The sequence below is a fragment of the Actinokineospora lacus genome (genome assembly GCF_053813445.1).
In genome coordinates this window covers 155,354-173,974 of the sequence record NZ_JBQERA010000010.1, presented here as the reverse complement: position 1 = coordinate 173,974, position 18,621 = coordinate 155,354, and the positions used below count along the sequence as shown (strand labels likewise).

Here is an 18,621-nt window from a genome sequence, read left to right as displayed (position 1 = left end):
CCGGCTAGGGAATCCGGCGGTCGCGGCGGGCGATCTTGCGGGTCACGTGCCCGACGTAGAGCAACGCCGCGGACAGCACGCCGATGTCGTCGACCAGGATCGGGTCGGGCAGCAGGTCCACCGGGACCACCGTGTAGACGATGGACGCCCAGTAGCTGAACTTCGCCGAGAACGGCGTCTCCGGCCGGTGCACCGCCCGGTGCTTGCGCACCAGCCCCACCACCAGCGCCACCACGACCACCACCATCACCGCGATCAGCACGATCGCGACCACGCCCAGCGTCGACCACAAGTCATCCACCCGTCGATCATCCCTACTGCCGACCCGTATCTCCACCCAACGACGGACGACCCCCGCCCCGCGCCGCCCTAGCGTCGGGGACACATCAAGGGGGGATGGGCAGTGAACGCACGCGTCACAGCCCTGGACACGCTGCGCGGAGTGGCGATCCTGGGCACGCTGGGCATGAACATCTGGATCTTCACCAACCCGCGCGGCTTCGCCGGGTTCATCACCGACACCGCCGACAGCGGCGCGCTGGAGACGGTCCTGCGCACGCTCAGCAACGGCAAGTTCCTGGCCCTGCTGTCGATCCTGTTCGGCGTCGGCCTGGCCATCCAGCACGACTCCGCGCGGCGCAGGGGCGCCCGCTGGCCGGGCTGGTACCTGTGGCGGGCGGCGCTGCTGTTCCTCGAGGGCGCGCTGCACTACGTGCTGCTCTTCGAAGGCGACGTGCTCGTCTTCTACGCCATCGTCTCGGTGATCGTCGCCGCGCTGCTGGCCCGCTCCACGCGGGTGCTCCGCGCCTGGATGATCGCCACCGCCACCGCGCACCTCGCGCTGGTGGGCCTGCTGACCGCGGTCCTGGTCGGCTCGGGCGCGGGCATCGGCGGCGGCGCGCTGCCCAGCCCGGACACCTGGTGGGGCCAGGTCGCCATGCGCCTGGAGCACGTGGTGGCGCTGCGCTCGGAGGGGCTGTTGATCCTGCCGCTGTCGACGCTGCTGTTCCTGGCGGGCGCGCGGCTGTGGCGGGCCGGGGCGCTGGCCGACACCGACGCGGGCCGGGTGCTCCGCGCCCGGCTGATGGGCTGGGGCCTGGGGCTGGGGGTGCCGCTGAACGCCCTGAGCGCCGCCGCCGGGCCGCAGTGGTTCCTCGTCGACCGCTACCTGTGCGCGCCGCTGGTGGCGTTCGGCATCCTGGGCCTGGTCACCGCGCTGGTGCACCGGATGCGGGCGCAGGCCGGGCCGCTGCGCCGCGGGGTGACGGCGGTGGGGCGCTGCGCGCTCAGCGGCTACATCGGGCAGAACCTGATCGCCTCGGCGCTGTGCTACCCGTGGGGGCTGGGGCTGGCGCAGCGGTTCGGGCACCTGGGGGTGGGGTTCACCGCCGCGATGTGGGTGCTGGTCTCGGCGCTGCTGATGGCGGGGGCGGCGTGGTGGACGCGCCGCTTCGACCGCGGCCCGGTGGAGATGCTCTGGCACCGCGCCTACCTCGCCCCGCAGCGGGTAGAAACGCGGGTGTGACCGTCCGCGAGCTGGATCTGACCGACGACGACACCGCCGCCACCGCGCACGAGGTGGTGCTGGCCGCCTACCGGGTCGAGGCCGCGCTGATCGGCTCGGAGGCGATCCCGGCGCTGCGCGAGACCCTGCCGCAACTGCGCGCCCTGCCGCTGCGCTGGCTCGGCGTGGGCGCCCCGGACGCGGTGCTGGGCTGGACCGGCGGCGACGGCGACCCGGTGGACATCGACCGGCTGTGCGTGCACCCGCGGTTCTTCCGCCGCGGCCTGGGCACCGCGCTGCTGCGCGCCCTGCTGGCGGCCACCACCGGCCCGGTGACGGTCTCCACGGGCGCGGCCAACACCCCCGCCGTCACCCTCTACGAGCGGCTCGGGTTCACCCGCACCGGCACCGTCGAACCCGAACCCGGGCTGCTGGTGGCCACCTTCGCCCTAGAGCGCCGGTGAGCGGCCCTCGTACGGGGTGGAGAGCACCACGGTGGTCCGCGTGGACACCTTCGCCGCCTCGCGGATCTTGCGCAGCAACTCCTCCAGCGCCGCCGGAGTCGCCACCCGCACCAGCAGCACGTAGGACTCCTCCCCGGCCACCGAGTAGCAGGAGTCGATCTCGGAGATGTGCTCCAGGCGCTGCGGGTAGTCGTCGGGGGCGGCCGGGTCGATGGGGGTCAGCGAGATCAGCGCGGTCAGCGGCAGCCCGATGGCCTCGGTGTCCAGGCGGGTGGTGTAGCCGCGCACCACGCCGCGCTGCTCGAGCCTGCGCACCCGCTGGTGCACCGCGGACACGCTCAGCCCGACCCGCTCGGCCAGGTCGGTGAAGCTGCACCGGCCGTCGGCGGAGAGCACCCGCACGATGGCCGCGTCGATGGGCTCCAGCTCGGTCACAGCACCGCCAGCCCGTGGGGGCGCCGGTTGAGCGCCTCGACCCCGTCGTCGGTGACCACGACGATGTCCTCGATGCGCGCCCCCCACCGCCCCGGCAAATACACCCCGGGCTCGACGCTGAAGGCCATGCCCTCCGCCAGGGCCAGGCCGTTCCCGGCGACGATGTAGGGGTGCTCGTGCACGTCCAGGCCGATGCCGTGGCCGGTGCGGTGGATGAAGAACTCCGCCAGCCCCGCCTCCTCGAGCACGGCGCGGGCGGCGGCGTCGACGGACTCGGCGCTGACCCCGGGCCGCACCGCGGCCACCGCCGCCTCCTGCGCGGCCTGCAACGCGGCATAAGCCTCGGCGACGCCAGGCTCGCGGGGCGGGCCGAGGCTGTAGGTGCGGGTGCTGTCGGAGTTGTAGCCCGCCGCGGTGGGTCCGCCGATGTCGACGACCACCACGTCCCCGGCCTCGACGACCCGCTCGGAGACCTCGTGGTGCGGGCTGGCGCCGTTGGGGCCGGAGCCGACGATGACGAACTCGGCGCGGGCGTGGCCCTCGGCGACGATCGCCGCGGCGATGTCGGCGGCCACCTCGGCCTCGGTGCGCCCGGGCCGCAGCCACTCGCCCATGCGCGCGTGCACCCGGTCGATCGCCGCTCCGGCCTCGCGCAGGGCGGCGATCTCCGCGGCGTCCTTGCGCATGCGCAGCTCGGCGAGCACCGGCCCGGCCAACACCTGCTCGGCCGCCGGTTGCGCGGCGCGCAGCCCGAGCACGTGCAGGGCGGGCAGCACGTCACCCAGGGCGACGCGGGCGGCGCCGGGCATGGCCTCGGCGGCCAGCCGGTACGGGTCCTCGCCGTCGACCCAGGTCGCCAGCCGCGCGCCGAGGCCGGGCAGCGCGGCGTAGCCGGGGGCCTCCAACTTCGGCACCACCAGCACGGCCTCGCCCTCGACGGGCAGGACCAGGCAGGTGAGCCGCTCGAAGGACGAACCGGGCTCGCCGAGCAGGTAGCGCAGGTCCGAGCCGGGCCCGATGACCAGCGCGTCCACCCCGGCGTCCTGGGCCGCCCGCCGGGCGCGCCCCAGTCGTCCGCGCAGCATCTCGGGGTCGGTGCTTGACATGAGATCACCTTATCCCCAGCGCCCGGATCGCTCGTCGTCTCGACTGTTACCGCTGGTCGACGCCAATGCTCAACATCAAGTTGAGGGTGAGGCCAACCCTCAAGTAGAGGGTGAGACCACCGACTGATCGCCCATTCGAGTGACCGAGTCGCCGAACGTCGGCGTCAGGGCGTGGAGAGGGCGCACCATCCTGGGAAGCCGGGGCGGCAGCACACGGTCGTGACACCTTCGGCGCACAACGACAGAGAGGTCGCGATGAGGATTCCGATGTTCGGCGCACAGAACCGCACCAGGGGCGTTCGCCCGCTCGCCGCCGTGGCGGCGGCGATGCTGATGGCGGCGGGCGCGGTGGCCGGGGCCACGCCCGCGGCGGCGGCGCACGGTTGCAACGGCACGCTCGTGGGCGAGTACACCTACGGCAACGGCTTCGCCCAGGTCGACGTGTACCTGGAGAACGGCACCACCAACTGCGTGGTCAACCGCACCCGCGGCGGCTCATGGGGACAGGCAGCGGGCATGGCGGTGGCGGTCTCGAAGTCCGCCTCCGACATCCCCAACGCAGGCAGCACCAGCCTGTGCTCGGGCTTCACCGACACCGCCACGCGCAAGGCCGACTGCGCCCACTCCTTCGCCTACTACGCGGGCCCGGTGCGCATCTACGCGCCGAACTCCTGCATCAGTTTCGGCGCGCGGGTCAACAGTGGCGGCTGGATCGCCCACCAGAAGTGGGCCGACCGCCACTGCGGCTGACCCCACTGCGGCTGACCCCAGTGCGCTGGACCCCAGTGCGCTGATCCGCACGCGAAAAGGCCGGGTCGCGGTTGCCCGCGGCCCGGCCGGTGTTCGAGGGTGTTCGGCGGTCCTGGTCAGACCTCCAGGAGGCGCTCGAGGAACGCGCGGTAGCTGCGCAGCGCCTGGCGCAGGTCCTCGGTCTCGGCGCCTTCGCGCCAGCCCTCCAGGGTGCGCTTGTGCTCGGCGAGGGACTTGAGCGCGTCCACGACCAGCTTGTCGGCCTCCTCGACGGCCTCGCCCGGGTCGTCGACGAAACCGCCCTGCACCCGGTGCCAGCGGCTGCGGTAGCTCTCGGCCTCCTGGGGCGTGAACAGCTGCTTGCGCTGCTGCCCGGCGGCGGCAGCCGGGGACTTGCCCTCACGCGTGCCGTTGCCTGCGTGGCGGGCGTCGGTGCCCGCCTCACCCGGGGTGGAGCGCTCGTCGGAACGGGCGCGGCCGGGCTCCTGGTGGGTGGCGTCCGAGCGGTGTTCGGAGCTGTGCCGGGCGTCGGCCTGGCGCGGGTCGGGTGTCTGCTGCCCGTCGGCGCCCCGCCGCGGGTCGGCACCCTGGCGCCCGTCGACGGTCTGCCGCGAGTCGGCGGCTTGACGCGCCTCAGCGCTTTGGCGCGCCTCGGCGCCCTGCCTCGGGTCGACGGCCTGGCGCCCCTCGCCCTGGCGGGGGTCGACGCCCTGGCGGGGGTCGACGGCCTGGCGCCAGTCGTCCTGCCTCGGGTCAGTGGCCTGCCTCGGGTCAGTGGCCTGGCGGGGGTCAGCGGACTGGTGGGGGTCGACAGCGCGCTCGCGGGGGGAGGGCGTCACGCGCTCGCCGTCGCGGTCGGTGGTGTTGGGCATGGTGGCGCCTCCTAGTGGCCCGCGCGGGCGGGGCTGTGGCCGGTGCTCTCGCCGATGAGGTCCTGGAACAGCGTGCGGTAGCGGACCATCGCCTCGCGCATGTCCTCGGTGGACACCGCGCCGTCGTGATCGGTGCTGCGCGCCAGGACCGAGTGCGCGGCGCGGTAGTTCTCCCCGACGCTGCTGCCGCGGGCCAGGTCGGCCTCGCGGCGGTCGTGGTCGACGGTCGCCGGGTAGCCGCGCTCGGTCATCACGTCGGTGACGATGCGCTCCGCCTCGGCCAGCGCGGCGCCGGGCCGGTCGACGAACTGCTCCTGAGCCAGCGCCCACCGCTGGGCGAACTGCGCCTTGGCCTGCGGCTGCAGTGGCTTCAACTCCAGGGTCGAGCGCTTGCGTCGCATGAGGACGGCGGCAAGGACCAACAGGGCCAGCACGACGATCGCGGCGACGACGATGCCGATTATCGCTCCAGTGGACATCGGATCTCCTTGGTCGGAAAGGAAAAGTCGCGTGTTGACGTCGTGAACTGGGCTACCCCCGCGATCGCGGGGTGAAACGGCGCGGGGCCGGGGTTGGGCCATTGGGCGCAACCGCTACCCACCGCTGCCATCACCATCCCGGTCATCACCGGGCGTACCCGTCATTGACGTGCTCGTCACGCTTCTGTAACCCTGGAGCACCCTGCCGCAAGAAACCTACAGCGCGGTGCAACTTCCTAGCATGATCTCGTAATTCAGGGAGTATGGATGAGAGCGCGTCACCTGCTGGCCGCAGTCCTCGCGGTCGCCCTCACCCCCGTCCTCGCCCCCGGCGGCACCGCCGCCGCCGAACCCGACCTCGCCGCCGCGGCCACCATCACCGCCAGCAGCGCCACCACCCCCTACCTCGCCGCCAACGCGGGCGACAACAACCAGGCCACCTACTGGGAAAGCCGCAACAACGCCTTCCCCCAATGGGCCCAAGCCGACCTCGGCGCCGCCGTCCCCGTCGACCGCGTCGTGCTCAAACTCCCCACCCACTGGGAAGCCCGCACCCAAACCCTCATCGTCCAAGGCAGCACCACCGGCACCACCTTCACCGACCTCACCGCCACCCGCGGCCACACCTTCACCCCCGCCACCGCCAACACCGTCACCATCACCTTCCCCGCCGTCAGCACCCGCTACGTCCGCGTCACCGTCACCGCCAACACCGCCTGGCCCGCCGCCCAACTCGCCGAATTCGAAGTCCACGGCCCCACCGGCGGCGACACCACCGCCCCCACCGCCCCCACCAACCTCGCCTACACCGAACCCGCCACCGGCCAGATCCGCCTCACCTGGACCGCCGCCACCGACAACGTCGGCGTCACCGGCTACGACATCTACGCCAACAACGAACTGCGCACCAGCGTCCCCGCCACCACCCTGACCCACACCGACACCCAGCCCACCGGCTCCGCCGTCACCTACTTCGTCCGCGCCAAGGACGCCGCGGGCAACCAGTCCCCCAACAGCAACACCGTCACCCGCGGCGGCTCCACCACCGACCGCGACCTCGCCCCCGGCAAACCCATCACCGCCTCAGGCCACATCCACACCTTCGTCGCCGCCAACGCCACCGACGCCAACACCGCCACCTACTGGGAAGGCGACACCCAACCCGCCACCCTCACCGTCGCCCTGGGCAGCAACGCCCGCCTCAGCTCCGTCGTCATCCGACTCAACCCCGACCCCATCTGGGCCCGACGCACCCAGACCATCGAAATCCAAGGCCGCGAGCAGTCCGCCACCGGCTTCACCACCCTCTCCCCCGCCCGCACCCACACCTTCGACCCCGCCGCCAGCAACCTCGTCACCATCCCCATCGCCGCCACCACCGCCGACCTCCGCCTGCGCTTCACCGCCAACAGCGGCGCCCCCGCGGGACAGGTCGCCGAACTCCAGGTCATCGGCGCCCCCGCCCCCAACCCCGACCTCACCATCACCGCCGTCACCGCCAGCCCCGCCACCCCCGTGGAAGGCAACCCCATCACCCTGACGGCCACCATCCGCAACACCGGGACCGTCGCCTCCCCCGCCACCACCACCGCCTTCCAACTCGGCGGCACCCAAGCGGGCACCGCCACCGTCCCCGCCCTCGCCGCCGGAGCCACCACCACCGCCACCACCGGCATCGGCACCCGCGAAGCGGGCACCTACCCGCTCAGCGCCACCGTCGACCCCGCCAACACCGTCACCGAACAGAACGAGACCAACAACTCCCACACCGGCACCCCGGTCACCGTCACCCCCGTCGCCAGCTCCGACATCATCGCCGCCCCCGTCAGCTGGTCACCGACCAACCCCGCCGCCGGGAACACCGTCACCTTCACCGTCGCCATCAAGAACCAAGGCACCACCGCCACCGCCGCGGGCACCCACGGCATCACCCTCACCATCCTCGACGCCACCGGCGCCACCATCCGCACCCTCACCGCCGCCCACACCGGCGCCATCGCCCCCGGCGCCACCACCGCCCCCGTCACCCTCGGCACCTGGACCGCCGCCAACGGCCGCCACACCATCCGCACCGTCCTCGCCGACGACACCAACGAACTCCCCGTCAAACGCGCCAACAACACCACCACCCACCCCCTCTACGTCGGCCGCGGCGCCAACATGCCCTACGACATGTACGAAGCCGAAGACGCCACCACCGGCGGCGGCGCCACCCGCGTCGGCCCCAACCGCACCGTCGGCGACCTCGCCGGAGAAGCCTCCGGCCGCCGCGCCGTCACCCTCAACACCACCGGCGCCTACGTCCAGTTCACCACCCGCGCCACCACCAACACCCTCGTCACCCGCTTCTCCATCCCCGACGCCCCCGGCGGCGGCGGAACCAACGCCACCCTCAACGTCTACATCAACAACACCTTCCACAAAACCATCCCCCTGACCTCCCGCTACGCCTGGCTCTACGGCGCCGAGGCCAGCCCCAACAACAACCCCGGCTCCGGCGGCCCCCGCCACATCTACGACGAAGCCAACCTCCTGCTCGACACCACCGTTCCCGCCGGAAGCACCATCAAGCTCCAGAAAGACCCCGCCAACACCAGCACCTACGCCATCGACTTCATCAGCCTCGAGAACGCCACCCCCCGCGCCAACCCCGACCCCGCCCGCTACGCCGTCCCCACCGGCACCACCCACCAAGACGTCCAGAACGCCATCGACCGCGTCCGCATGGACACCACCGGCACCCTCACCGGCGTCTACCTCCCCCGCGGCGACTACCAGACCAGCAGCAAGTTCCAGGTCTACGGCAAAGCCGTCCGCATCATCGGCGCCGGACCCTGGTACACCCGCTTCCACGCCCCCGCCAACCAGGACAACACCGACGTCGGCTTCCGCGCCGACGCCACCGCCAACGGCTCCACCTTCGCCGGATTCGCCTACTTCGGCAACTACACCAGCCGCATCGACGGCCCCGGCAAGGTCTTCGACTTCGCCAACGTCGCCAACATGACCATCGACGACATCTGGGCCGAACACCAGATCTGCCTCTACTGGGGCGCCAACACCGACCACGTCACCATCAAGAACAGCCGCATCCGCAACATCTTCGCCGACGCCATCAACATGACCAACGGCTCCACCAACAACCACGTCGTCAACAACGAGTCCCGCGCCTCAGGCGACGACAGCTTCGCCCTGTTCTCCGCCATCGACGCGGGCGGCGCCGACATGAAGGACAACGTCTACGAGAACCTCACCTCCATCCTGACCTGGCGCGCCGCGGGCATCGCCGTCTACGGCGGCTACGCCAACACCTTCCGCAACATCCACATCGCCGACACCCTGGTCTACTCCGGCATCACCATCAGCTCCCTGGACTTCGGCTACCCCATGAACGGCTTCGGGGCCAGCCCGCCCACCCGCATCGAGAACATCTCCATCGTCCGCGCGGGCGGGCACTTCTGGGGCAACCAGACCTTCCCCGCGATCTGGGTGTTCTCCGCCTCCAAGGTCTTCCAGGGCATCCGCGTCTCCGACATCGACATCATCGACCCCACCTACAGCGGCATCATGTTCCAGACCAACTACTCCGGCGGACAGCCCCAGTTCCCCGTCCGCGACACCACCTTCACCAACATCTCCATCAGCGGCGCCCAGCGCAGCGGCGACGCCTGGGACGCCAAGTCCGGCTTCGGCATCTGGGCCAACGAGATGCCCGAAGCGGGCCAAGGCCCCGCCGTCGGATCGGTCACCTTCACCAACCTGCGCATGAGCAACAACCACACCAACATCAAGAACACCACATCCACCTTCACCATCACGGTGAACTGACCGCGCGCGGGTGCCGCCGGACCCCCTCGGTCCGGCGGCACCCGGCCCCGCTAGTGCCCCGACCCGGAACCTTGGCCGTGTATCGGCGTGTCCACGGCGTGGCTGGCAAGGCGCCGGGACGGCGTCGTACTGGTTGTACGGAGGCGTTGCGGCAACGCGGCCAGGCGCGTCGTGGGCGTGTCGAGACATGGTGAAGGTTCCGGGTCGGGGCACTAGGAACGCGCGGTGATCTGCTGGACCGCCCAGCCGTTGCCGTCCGGGTCCGTGAAGAACAGGAAGCCCTGGTTGTTCAGGTCGTCGCCCTCCGCCGCCGGGCGCATCCCCTCCTGACCCACCAGCATCACCTCGCCCGGGTCGAACCCGCGCTCCACCAGCACCACCCGCGCCGCGCGGACGTCCTTGACCACCAGCTGCAGCCCCCTGAGCGCCCCCGGCGGCGTGTCGACCAGGAAGTCGCTGACCACGATCGAGCAACCCGAGCCGGGCGGGGTCAGCTGCACCATCCGCCGCCCCTCGCCGACCACGGTGTCGTGGTCGACGGCGAAACCGAGCGTGCCAGCGTAGAAATCCTTGGCCCTGGCCACGTCCGAGACCGGCACCACGATGACCTCCAGCGTCCAGTTCACGCCGCCACCCCCGCCAGCACCGCGTCCAGGCGCGCCATGCCCTGGGAAACGCCCTCGCGCATCGGCGAGGCGATCACCGCGTCCCGCACCTCCTGGCTCGGGAACGACATCGTGATCGTCACCGTCGTGGCGCCGCCGGCCTCGGTGAAGTCGAGCGCCTGGTTGGCCTCCCCCGGGAACCACTGGTCGTCATAGGACTCCGTCTGCGCCAGCCGCGCGGGCACGTCCACCTCCAGGTACACCCCGCCGTGGCCCATCTCCTCACCACCAGGCCCCCGCGAGACGAACCGCCAGGCGCCGCCGACCCGCAGGTCGATCTCACAGGTGACCAGGTGCCAGCCGTCCGCGCCGAACCAGCGGCGCAGCAGCTCAGGCTTGGTCCACGCGTCGAACACCGTGCTCCGGCGCGCCGCGAACGACCTGGTCAGCACGATCTCGGTGGCCGACGGCGTGGCCAGCGACACCTCGCCGACGTTACGCATTACCGACATGTCCCTCATCCTTTGCTTGCTCCAACTCGGCGAGCAGCGCGTCGAGCTGCCCGAAGCGCCCTTCCCAGCGCCCCCGGTAGCTCTCCAGCCACTCGGCCACCACCCGCAGCGGCCGCGCCTCCAACCGGCACGGCCGACGCTGCGCGTCCCGCCCCCGCGACACCAGCCCGGCCCGCTCCAGCACCTTGAGGTGCTTGGACACGGCGGGCTGACTCATCGCGAACGGCTCGGCCAGCTCCGTCACCGTCGCCTCCCCCACCGCCAACCGGGCCAGGATCGCCCGCCGAGTCGGGTCGGCCAACGCCGCGAACGTCGCGTCCAACACGTCTGCGCTCATTGATAACCTCGCAGTTCTATAACCATTTGGTTTTATAGCCTGCACACCGGCCCGCCGTCAACCTCGTCGAACATCCCCGCGTAGGCGTCCACCACAGCCAGCGTCACCACCGCACTCAACGCTGCCGCCCCAAGTCCCCCTCCTGTAGGTGCTGCTTTTGATCTTTACTTTCGTTCGTGCCGCTCCTACTTGGCGAAGTCGTTGTGAAACTATCAATTTATCTTGATAGTGAATAGTTAATAGTATGATGCTGGCCGCCGGGAGATTATCGCGTGCTAAGCGAGATTGCGAGCCTGGTCTTCCACGACGGTCAAGAAGGCCCTGAGCGCGGGAGCTGAGGGGCCTTCTCGGAGGACGACGAGGAGTCGCCGTTTGAGCTCTTGTTCGGCGATGTCACGGATCGTCAGAGCCGCGTCCGAGGTGGGGAGAGTCAGTGCAGGCAGTAGCGCGACGGTTCCGGTGGTGCGTACGAGTTCGAGCTGGACGTCGGCGTCGTTGGAGCGGTGTCGCAGGTCGGGCTCGTAGCCGCCGAGGGTGCGGCAGTTCCCCACGACCATGTCGTGATGGCCGGTCCCGCGATCGGAAACCACCCAGGCCGCATTCCGCAGTGCGGACAAGGCGACGGGTCCCCCTCGTTCGGCCAGCGGGTGCCTGGGTGAGAGGACCAGCTTGAGCGGTTCCTCGTGCAGCAGCGTGAACCGCAGGCCCGCGGGTCGGGGACGTGGGTGACCGTCGTATTCGTCGCTGATCACGAGGTCGAGCGCTCCGAGTCGCAGGTCTGGCAGCGCCTGTTCGAGCTCGAGCTCGGAAACCTCGGTGCGCACCCGCGGGTGCTCGACCATCATGCGCGCGACCGCGGGGACCAGTAGTCGACGAGTCGCTGATTGCAGGCCGCCCGCGCGGACGGTGCCCCGTGTCTCCCCTGCCAGTGCCGCAAGGTCCGCCGACGCGGCCTCGCCTGCTGTCAGCAGGACACCGGCGTGGTGGGCGAGCAGGTGCCCTGCGTCGGTGAGCCGCACGCCGCGGCCGGATTTCTCCAGCAGGCGCGTGCCGACCTCTTTCTCCAGGATGCCCAGCTGCTGCGACACCGAGGAGGGGCTGTATCCGAGGGCCACGGCCACCGCGCCGAGGGTTCCTCGTTGCTCGAGCTCGCGCAGCAGGCGCAGTCGCCGGAGGTCCCAGATAATCATGCGGGAATCCTAATCAATCAGGTGTGTGAATCGTCGCTGGACCTGACGGGTGGACGCGCTGATGCTGGAGGCATGGGTCCCGCACTGTGCCTGCTGTCAGCCGCGTGCTTCGGCGCCATGGCAATCTTCGGCAAGCTCGCGTACGCCGCGGGCGTCTCACCCAGTGCACTGCTGCTGGTGCGCTTCGGCTTGGCCGCCGTCCTGCTGACGATGCTGCTGCTTCCGCGACCGGGTCCGCGACGCCACCCGACGAGCCCTGGCCGGGCGATGAGTCCCGCACGCAGGGCTCCGGGTCTGCTGGTACTGGCCCTGGGGCTGGGTGCGCTTGGGTATGCCACCCAGGCGAGCCTGTACTTCTCCGCCCTGGAACTGATGGACGCCTCGCTGCTGTCGCTGGTCTTCTACACCTACCCGGTGCTGGTCACCCTCACGGCCGCGTTGACGGGCAGGGACCGCCTGACGCCCGGACGGTGCGTCGCGCTGGTGGCCACCTGCTGCGGAACGCTGCTCGTCCTTGTCGGTACCGGCGGTATGCAGTTCCACCCGCTCGGGGCGATCTTGGCGTTCGGTTCCGCTCTCACCTATACCGTCTACATCCTGGTCGCGGATACCGTCGTGCACCGGATGCCACCGGTGGCGCTGTCCGCTCTGGTGATGGCCGGGGCCACCTTCGCCCTGGCCGCCCGCGCCGCCGTGACCGGTGGGATCGATCTCGGCTTCGGGCCGCGGGGGTGGTTCTGGCTCGTGTGCATCGCGGTCGTGTCCACCGTCCTGGCGATGCTGACCTTCTTCGCGGGCCTGCAGCGCACGGGGCCTTCGACCACGGCGATCCTGTCCACGTTCGAGCCGGTCGTCACCACGGTGCTGGCGACGGTCGCGCTCGGCGAGTTCCTTACCCCCGTACAGCTGGCCGGTGGCCTGCTGATCCTGTCGTCCGTAGCCGTCGTACAGGTGAGACGGACACCGCCCGGGAACCGGGACGCAGGCTCACCCCGGCCCGACGGTCCGAAGCAGCCGGTCGCCGCCAGCCGGACGAGTGACGCGTGAGTCGGTCAGTGGGCGAAGGCCGCCCCCTGCCCTCTTCAACTTATAGCGCACAGGGGGTCTTGCGGCAAGGCCCAGGGTGTGCTGCAGAATCTCCGGCCGAAGCCAGGACCTGCGGAAACGCATCCGCGCCCTGTCGTGCGACAGCTGGCTGGAACGCATACTTCGGTGAGTGGGGGATTCGTGATCGACGTGATCGTGGTGGGCGGCGGACCGACCGGCTTGATGCTGGCGGGCGAGTTGCGGCTGCACGGCGTGCGTGTGCTGGTGCTGGAGAAGGAGGCGGAGCCGAGCAAGCAGGTCCGGTCGCTCGGCCTCCACGTGCGCAGCATCGAGGTGATGGCCCAGCGCGGTCTGCTGGAGCGGTTCCTCGAGCACGGCACGAAGTTCGTGTTCGGCGGGTACTTCGCGGGCATCGCGGAGCCGTGGCCCGAGCGGATGGACACCGCGCACTCCTACGTCCTGGGCATCCCGCAGCCCACCACCGACCGCCTGCTGGCCGAGCACGCCACCGGGCTCGGCGCCGAGATTCGACGCGGGTGCGGGCTGGTCGGCCTCAGCCAGGACGACGACGGGGTGAGCGTCGAACTGGCCGACGGCACGCGGGTGCGCTCGCGCTACCTCGTCGGCTGCGACGGCGGCCGCAGCACGGTGCGCAAGCTGCTCGGTGTCGGCTTCCCCGGCGAGGCCGCCAAGACCGAGTGGCTGCTGGGCGAGATGGAGGTGACCGAGCACCCGGAGACGCTGGCCGCCGTGGTGGCCAAGGTCCGCGAGACCCAGAAGGGGTTCGGCGCGGGACCGTCCGGGGATGGGGTGTACCGCATCGTCGTGCCCGCCGAGGGGGTGGCCGAGGACCGCTCGGTCCCGCCGACCCTCGATGAGCTGAAGCGGCAGCTCCAGGTGTTCGCGGGCACCGACTTCGGCGTGCATTCCCCGCGCTGGCTGTCCCGCTTCAGCGACGCCACGCGGCTGGCCGAGCGCTACCGGGTCGGCAGGGTGCTGCTGGCGGGCGACGCGGCGCACGTCCACCCGCCGCTGGGCGGGCAGGGCCTCAACCTCGGCATCCAGGACGCGTTCAACCTGGGCTGGAAACTGGCCGCCGAGATCGGCTGCTGGGCGCCGGAGGGCCTGCTGGACTCCTACCACGCCGAACGGCACCCGGTCGCCGCCTCGGTGCTGGACAGCACCCGCGCGCAGGCGGAACTGATGTCCCTGGAGCCGGGCCCCCAGGCGGTGCGCAGGCTGCTGGCTGAGCTGATGAGGTTCGAGAACGTCAACCGGTACCTGATCGAGAAGATCACCGCGGTCGGCGTCCGCTACGACTTCGGCGAGGGCCACGACCTGCTCGGCAGGCGCCTGCGCGACGTGGACTTGAAGCGAGGACGCCTCTACGAGCTGATGCGCGACGGCCGCGGACTCCTGCTCGACCAGACCGGCACCCTCTCGGTGGCGGGCTGGTCGGACCGCGTCGACCACGTCGTCGACGTCAGCGAGGAACTGGACGCCCCCGCCGTCCTGCTGCGACCGGACGGCCACGTGGCCTGGGTCGGCGACAACCAGCAAGACCTGCTCGACCACTTGCCCACGTGGTTCGGCGGCCCGGTCAACTGAGCGCGCGGCGGGCGCTGTCGTCATGAATCTGCCGGCAGCGCCCGCCGCTTTGCCCTGGGCGGTGTGACGAGAGCGGGCACGGTGGCGCGTGGTCGAGGTCGGGTTTTTAAGTTAGGCTCACCTAAGCCATGGGGAGGGAGAGCCGGATGCTCGGCCAGCACGGGATGGATCGGCTGCAGATGAAGCTCGTCGACAAGGTCAACGCACTGGTCACCGCGCCCGCCCGCAGGCGGGACGCGCCGGTGCAGTTCACCGCGCGGGTCGGGGGGACCGAGGAGCTGAGCGCCTACCAGCGCCGGATCACCCTCCACGCCCCGGAGTTCGCCGACTTCCGGGTCACCGGGCCCGACGAGTACTTCGGCCTGCTCCTCCCCCGCCCCGCCGCGGGCCTCGTCATGCCCGACCCGCACCGGCTCAACACCCGGCAGGCCGTGCACCGGGTCGCCGAGCACGAGCGGCCCGAGCTGCGCTGGTACACCGTGCGCGCGCACCGCCCGGCGGTCAGCGAGATCGACGTCGACGTCGTGCTCCACGAACACGGCGGTCCCGGCACCCGCTGGGCGGCCACCGCCCGGCAGGGCGACGTCGTCGGCTTCCGCGCGGGCGGCTCCGGCTACCAGGCGCCGACGGTGAACCCGCAGGTCCTGGTCGCCGACGAGGCCGCGCTGCCCGCGCTCTCGGCCATCCTGGAGTCCCTGCCCGCCGACGTTCCCGACCTGCGCGTCTACGTCGAGGTCGCCGCCGACTTCGACATCGACCCGATCGCCAGCGCCGTGCAGCCCGTCGTGCTCCGCCGTGAAGGCGAGCACGGCGACCAGATCCTCAAAGCACTCGCCGCCGACCCCCCCGCCGACGCCGACTTCGCCTGGCTGTGCGGCGAGGCGGGCCTGGTCGCGAAGGTGCGCAGGCACCTGCTGCACGAGTGCGGCATGGACCGCAGGCAGGTGTCGTTCTCCGGCTACTGGAAGCTAGGCCAGGCTCGGGGCTGACGTCCGCGCGAGCGGCACGATCATCGGCGTGCCGGTCTCCGGGTCGTCCAGCACCCTGGCCCTGATGCCGAACACGTCCTCGATCAGGTCGGCGTCGACGATGTCGGCGGGCCTGCCCGCCGCGGCCACGGCCCCGCCGGACCGAAGCGCGATCAGGTGCGTGGCGTAGCGGCAGGCCTGGTTGATGTCGTGCAGCACCGCCACCAGGGTGTGGCCCTCGCGCTCGTTGAGGTCGGCGCAGAGGTCGAGCACCTCGAACTGGTGGGCGATGTCGAGGAACGTCGTGGGCTCGTCCAGCAGCAGGATGTCGGTCTGCTGGGCGAGCACCAGGGCCAGCCACACCCGCTGGCGCTGCCCGCCGGAGAGCTCGTCGACCGGGCGGTTGGCGAGGTCGAGCACCCCGGTGCGGACCATCGCCTCGCGCACGATGTCCTCGTCGGCCCGCGACCACTGCCGCAGCAGCTTCTGGTGCGGGTACCGGCCGCGGGCGACGAGGTCGCCGACGGTGATCCCGCCGGGCGCGGTGGAGGACTGCGGCAGCAGCCCGAGGCGCCGGGCGACCTCCTTGGACCGGTAGTCGGAGATCATGCGGCCGTCGAGCAGGACGTGGCCGACCGTGGGCGCCAGCAACCGGGCGAAGGCGTTGAGCAGGGTCGACTTGCCGCAGGCGTTCGGGCCGATGATCACGGTGAACGAGCCGTCCGGGATGACGACGTCCAGCGCGCTGGCCACGATGCGGCGGTCGTAGGCGAGGGTCAGGTTCTCCGCGGTCAACCGGGTCACAATGCCGCCTTCTTCCGATGGGTCATGACCGGCCGCGCCAGCGCGCGGCCAGCAGCCAGGCCAGGTAGAGCCCGCCGACGGCACTGGTCACGATGCCGACGGGCAGCTGCGACGAACCGAAGATCCGCTGGACGGCCAGGTCGCTCGCGCCGAGCAGCACCGCGCCCATCAGCGCGGAGGTGAGCAGCGCGGGCCCGGTGGCCCGGGTCAGCGCGCGGGCCAGTTGCGGGGCGGCGAGGGCGACGAAGGCGATCGGGCCGGTGGCCGCGGTCGCCACGGCGGCGAGCCCGGTCGCCGCGGCGATGAGCACCAGCCGCGTGCTCTGCCTCGGCACCCCGAGCGCGCCCGCGATGGGGTCGCCCATCTCCAGCACGGTCAGCCGCCGCGACCACAGCGCGCCCAGGGGCAGCAGCAGCGCGACCGCCACCGCGACCGCGATGACCTGCGGCCAGGTGCGCAGGTTGAGGCTGCCGGTGAGCCACTCCTGCGCGGCGAGCGCGTCGTACAGGGTGGCGCGGGTGATCAGGTAGGCGTTCACCGCGAGCAGCAGCGCCGAGAGGCCGACGCCGACCAGGACGAACCGGAACCCCTGCAGCCCGCGGCGCAGCACGAGGGCGTACATGACCGCGGCCGTGGCCAGGCCGCCCACCAGGGCGCCGACCGAGGTCTGGTGGAGCCCGCCGCCGAGCAGGATGATCGTGACGAGGGCGCCGGTCGCCGACCCGGTGGTGATCCCGACGAAGTCCGGGCTGCCCAGGACGTTGCGGGTGATGCTCTGCAGCAGGGCGCCGCTGGCGGCCAGCGCGGCCCCGGCCAGCAGCCCGGTGAGCGCCCGCGGCAGCCGCAGGCTGAGCACCACCGTCTCGGAGACCGGGGTGCCGCCGCCCAGCAGCGCGGCGACCACCTCCCCCACGCTCAGCGACACCCGTCCCATCGTCATGGCCAGCACCGACACGACGCAGGCCAGCGCCACCAGGACACCGGCCACGACGAGCACGCGCGGGTCCACCCGGAAGCTGACCCGCCCGCCGAAACCGCGCACGAGCACGCCGGAGGTCACGCGGCCGGAGGTCACCTGGGCGGTCACCACTTCCCCACCCGCTTCCGCAGGCACAGCGCGATGAAGACCGGCGCGCCCAGGACCGCCGTGACGATGCCGACCTGCAGCTCCCCCGGCTGCACCACGAGCCTGCCCACCACGTCCGCGACCACCAGCAGCGTCGGCGCCAGCACCGCGGAGTAGGCCAGCACCCACCGCTGGTCGGCGCCCACGATGAGCCGGGCCACCAGCGGCACCACCAGCCCGACGAACACCAGCGGGCCCACCGCCGCCGTCGCCGCCCCGCACAGCACGGTGATCGCGACCGCGCCCAGCCCGCGGATCAGCCCGACGTTCGCGCCGAGGCCGCGCCCGGCCGCGTCGCCCAGCGCCAGGGCGTTGAGCGCGCGACCCATCAGCGCCGCGACGACGATCCCGGGGAGGAGGAACCAGACCACCGTCGGCAGCACCCCGACCTCGCGCCCGGCCAACGAGCCGACGTTCCAGAAGCGGAACTGGTTGAACGCCGCGGGGTTGAGCAGCAGCACCGCCGAGTTCACCGCCAGCAGCACCGCCGAGACCGCGGCCCCGGCCAGCACCAGCCGGTCCGGTGTGGCGACCTGCCTGCCCGCCGACCCCAGCGCGTACACCACGAACGCGGCCAGCGCGGCGCCCGCCATGCCGAACCACACGTGTCCGAGCACGCTGCCCACCCCGGCGAAGGAGATCGCCAGCACGACCGCGGTGGAGGCGCCCATCGTCACGCCGAGCAGGCCGGGGTCGGCCAGCGGGTTGCGGGTGAGGGCCTGCATGACCGCCCCGGAGAGGCCCAGCGCCGCGCCGACCAGCACGGCGAGCAGGGCCCGGGGCAGGCGGACGTCGCGGATGGTCACCGCCGCGGTGGAGCCGTCGCCGTCGAGCAGGACGGTGAACACCGTCGAGAACGGGATGTCCTTGAGCCCCACCCAGGTGCTCAGCGCGATGGCCAGCACCAGCACGCCGAGCGCGGCGAGCAGCCCGGTGACGCGCGCGGGCCCGCGCTTCACCGGAGGGGACTCGACTGCCATGCGGTA

Annotated in this window: 19 protein-coding genes; 7 read left to right on the top strand and 12 right to left on the bottom strand. The window is 71.6% G+C overall.

The window, feature by feature from the left end:
* Window positions 1–4: 4 nt before the first annotated feature.
* On the bottom strand, window positions 5–301 hold the full coding sequence (locus ACTG9Q_RS24190) for a DUF1232 domain-containing protein (RefSeq protein WP_455575172.1): 297 nt from the start codon (window positions 299–301) through the stop codon (window positions 5–7).
* A 102-nt stretch (window positions 302–403) separates the two neighbouring features.
* Between ACTG9Q_RS24190 and ACTG9Q_RS24185 the strand changes: the two genes are divergently transcribed.
* A complete protein-coding gene (locus ACTG9Q_RS24185; protein WP_455575171.1) occupies window positions 404–1,525 on the top strand; it encodes a DUF418 domain-containing protein in 1,122 nt (373 codons plus the stop codon).
* The gene (locus tag ACTG9Q_RS24180; RefSeq protein ID WP_455575170.1) at window positions 1,522–1,968 is read left to right on the top strand and encodes a GNAT family N-acetyltransferase; all 447 of its coding nucleotides are present in this window, start codon (window positions 1,522–1,524) and stop codon (window positions 1,966–1,968) included. Before ACTG9Q_RS24185 ends, ACTG9Q_RS24180 begins: the two co-directional genes overlap by 4 nt.
* Here the strand turns inward: ACTG9Q_RS24180 and ACTG9Q_RS24175 are convergent.
* Both ACTG9Q_RS24175 and ACTG9Q_RS24170 read right to left on the bottom strand, forming a co-directional pair.
* Window positions 1,954–2,403 carry an Lrp/AsnC family transcriptional regulator gene (locus tag ACTG9Q_RS24175; protein WP_455575169.1) on the bottom strand — a complete coding sequence of 150 codons (450 nt, stop codon included), beginning with the start codon at window positions 2,401–2,403 and terminating at the stop codon, window positions 1,954–1,956. The genes ACTG9Q_RS24180 and ACTG9Q_RS24175 overlap by 15 nt on opposite strands.
* On the bottom strand, window positions 2,400–3,509 hold the full coding sequence (locus ACTG9Q_RS24170) for a M24 family metallopeptidase (protein ID WP_455575168.1): 1,110 nt from the start codon (window positions 3,507–3,509) through the stop codon (window positions 2,400–2,402). Before ACTG9Q_RS24170 ends, ACTG9Q_RS24175 begins: the two co-directional genes overlap by 4 nt.
* A gap of 267 nt (window positions 3,510–3,776) precedes the next feature.
* Here ACTG9Q_RS24170 and ACTG9Q_RS24165 point away from each other — a divergent pair, with 267 nt between their 5' ends.
* Window positions 3,777–4,259: a hypothetical protein gene (locus ACTG9Q_RS24165; protein WP_455575167.1), complete on the top strand. Its 483-nt coding sequence runs from the start codon at window positions 3,777–3,779 to the stop codon at window positions 4,257–4,259.
* A 116-nt stretch (window positions 4,260–4,375) separates the two neighbouring features.
* Here the strand turns inward: ACTG9Q_RS24165 and ACTG9Q_RS24160 are convergent, their stop codons facing one another.
* Window positions 4,376–5,131, bottom strand: a complete 756-nt coding sequence (locus ACTG9Q_RS24160) for a hypothetical protein (protein WP_455575166.1) — start codon at window positions 5,129–5,131, stop codon at window positions 4,376–4,378.
* A gap of 11 nt (window positions 5,132–5,142) precedes the next feature.
* Window positions 5,143–5,610: a hypothetical protein gene (locus ACTG9Q_RS24155; RefSeq protein WP_455575165.1), complete on the bottom strand. Its 468-nt coding sequence runs from the start codon at window positions 5,608–5,610 to the stop codon at window positions 5,143–5,145.
* A 267-nt stretch (window positions 5,611–5,877) separates the two neighbouring features.
* Between ACTG9Q_RS24155 and ACTG9Q_RS24150 the strand changes: the two genes are divergently transcribed.
* Window positions 5,878–9,438 (top strand): discoidin domain-containing protein, encoded by a 3,561-nt coding sequence (locus ACTG9Q_RS24150; RefSeq protein ID WP_455575164.1) that lies wholly within the window; start codon window positions 5,878–5,880, stop codon window positions 9,436–9,438.
* 212 nt (window positions 9,439–9,650) lie between these two features.
* On the opposite strand, the gene ACTG9Q_RS24145 is transcribed toward ACTG9Q_RS24150, so the two are convergent.
* The 4 genes from ACTG9Q_RS24145 to ACTG9Q_RS24130 form a co-directional block, all read right to left on the bottom strand.
* A complete protein-coding gene (locus tag ACTG9Q_RS24145; protein ID WP_455575163.1) occupies window positions 9,651–10,064 on the bottom strand; it encodes a VOC family protein in 414 nt (137 codons plus the stop codon).
* On the bottom strand, window positions 10,061–10,555 hold the full coding sequence (locus ACTG9Q_RS24140; protein WP_455575162.1) for an SRPBCC family protein: 495 nt from the start codon (window positions 10,553–10,555) through the stop codon (window positions 10,061–10,063). The genes ACTG9Q_RS24145 and ACTG9Q_RS24140 overlap by 4 nt, the downstream gene beginning before the upstream one ends.
* Window positions 10,539–10,892: an ArsR/SmtB family transcription factor gene (locus ACTG9Q_RS24135; RefSeq protein WP_455575161.1), complete on the bottom strand. Its 354-nt coding sequence runs from the start codon at window positions 10,890–10,892 to the stop codon at window positions 10,539–10,541. The genes ACTG9Q_RS24140 and ACTG9Q_RS24135 overlap by 17 nt, the downstream gene beginning before the upstream one ends.
* Before the next feature lie 275 nt (window positions 10,893–11,167).
* On the bottom strand, window positions 11,168–12,082 hold the full coding sequence (locus ACTG9Q_RS24130) for a LysR substrate-binding domain-containing protein (RefSeq protein ID WP_455575160.1): 915 nt from the start codon (window positions 12,080–12,082) through the stop codon (window positions 11,168–11,170).
* Between the two features lie 72 nt (window positions 12,083–12,154).
* Here ACTG9Q_RS24130 and ACTG9Q_RS24125 point away from each other — a divergent pair, with 72 nt between their 5' ends.
* From ACTG9Q_RS24125 to ACTG9Q_RS24115, 3 genes are all read left to right on the top strand, one after another.
* Window positions 12,155–13,129: a DMT family transporter gene (locus ACTG9Q_RS24125; protein WP_455575159.1), complete on the top strand. Its 975-nt coding sequence runs from the start codon at window positions 12,155–12,157 to the stop codon at window positions 13,127–13,129.
* Window positions 13,130–13,309: 180 nt separating this feature from the next.
* Window positions 13,310–14,737, top strand: a complete 1,428-nt coding sequence (gene rox, locus ACTG9Q_RS24120; RefSeq protein WP_455575158.1) for a rifampin monooxygenase — start codon at window positions 13,310–13,312, stop codon at window positions 14,735–14,737.
* A 128-nt stretch (window positions 14,738–14,865) separates the two neighbouring features.
* The gene (locus ACTG9Q_RS24115) at window positions 14,866–15,726 is read left to right on the top strand and encodes a siderophore-interacting protein (RefSeq protein ID WP_455575157.1); all 861 of its coding nucleotides are present in this window, start codon (window positions 14,866–14,868) and stop codon (window positions 15,724–15,726) included.
* On the opposite strand, the gene ACTG9Q_RS24110 is transcribed toward ACTG9Q_RS24115, so the two are convergent.
* Genes ACTG9Q_RS24110 through ACTG9Q_RS24100 form a run of 3 tightly spaced genes read right to left on the bottom strand, consistent with a single transcriptional unit; the run spans window position 15,706 to window position 18,615 of the window.
* Window positions 15,706–16,509, bottom strand: a complete 804-nt coding sequence (locus ACTG9Q_RS24110; protein ID WP_455575156.1) for an ABC transporter ATP-binding protein — start codon at window positions 16,507–16,509, stop codon at window positions 15,706–15,708. The two genes, ACTG9Q_RS24115 and ACTG9Q_RS24110, sit on opposite strands and share 21 nt — an antisense overlap.
* A 22-nt stretch (window positions 16,510–16,531) precedes the next feature.
* Window positions 16,532–17,596, bottom strand: coding sequence for a FecCD family ABC transporter permease (locus tag ACTG9Q_RS24105; RefSeq protein WP_455575155.1), 1,065 nt, complete (start codon window positions 17,594–17,596; stop codon window positions 16,532–16,534).
* Window positions 17,593–18,615 carry a FecCD family ABC transporter permease gene (locus tag ACTG9Q_RS24100; RefSeq protein WP_455575154.1) on the bottom strand — a complete coding sequence of 341 codons (1,023 nt, stop codon included), beginning with the start codon at window positions 18,613–18,615 and terminating at the stop codon, window positions 17,593–17,595. The genes ACTG9Q_RS24105 and ACTG9Q_RS24100 overlap by 4 nt, the downstream gene beginning before the upstream one ends.
* Window positions 18,616–18,621: the final 6 nt, after the last annotated feature.

What these genes read in the sequence shown, in the direction of transcription:
- ACTG9Q_RS24125 (WP_455575159.1), top strand. Translation starts at nt 12,155, where the DNA reads ATGGGTCCCGCACTGTGCCTGCTGTCAGCCGCGTGCTTCGGCGCCATG.
- ACTG9Q_RS24115 (WP_455575157.1), top strand. Translation starts at nt 14,866, where the DNA reads ATGGGGAGGGAGAGCCGGATGCTCGGCCAGCACGGGATGGATCGGCTG.
- ACTG9Q_RS24130 (WP_455575160.1), bottom strand. Translation starts at nt 12,082, where the DNA reads ATGATTATCTGGGACCTCCGGCGACTGCGCCTGCTGCGCGAGCTCGAG.
- ACTG9Q_RS24165 (WP_455575167.1), top strand. Translation starts at nt 3,777, where the DNA reads ATGTTCGGCGCACAGAACCGCACCAGGGGCGTTCGCCCGCTCGCCGCC.
- ACTG9Q_RS24135 (WP_455575161.1), bottom strand. Translation starts at nt 10,892, where the DNA reads ATGAGCGCAGACGTGTTGGACGCGACGTTCGCGGCGTTGGCCGACCCG.
- ACTG9Q_RS24100 (WP_455575154.1), bottom strand. Translation starts at nt 18,615, where the DNA reads ATGGCAGTCGAGTCCCCTCCGGTGAAGCGCGGGCCCGCGCGCGTCACC.
- ACTG9Q_RS24155 (WP_455575165.1), bottom strand. Translation starts at nt 5,610, where the DNA reads ATGTCCACTGGAGCGATAATCGGCATCGTCGTCGCCGCGATCGTCGTG.
- ACTG9Q_RS24170 (WP_455575168.1), bottom strand. Translation starts at nt 3,509, where the DNA reads ATGTCAAGCACCGACCCCGAGATGCTGCGCGGACGACTGGGGCGCGCC.
- ACTG9Q_RS24140 (WP_455575162.1), bottom strand. Translation starts at nt 10,555, where the DNA reads ATGTCGGTAATGCGTAACGTCGGCGAGGTGTCGCTGGCCACGCCGTCG.
- ACTG9Q_RS24150 (WP_455575164.1), top strand. Translation starts at nt 5,878, where the DNA reads ATGAGAGCGCGTCACCTGCTGGCCGCAGTCCTCGCGGTCGCCCTCACC.
- ACTG9Q_RS24160 (WP_455575166.1), bottom strand. Translation starts at nt 5,131, where the DNA reads ATGCCCAACACCACCGACCGCGACGGCGAGCGCGTGACGCCCTCCCCC.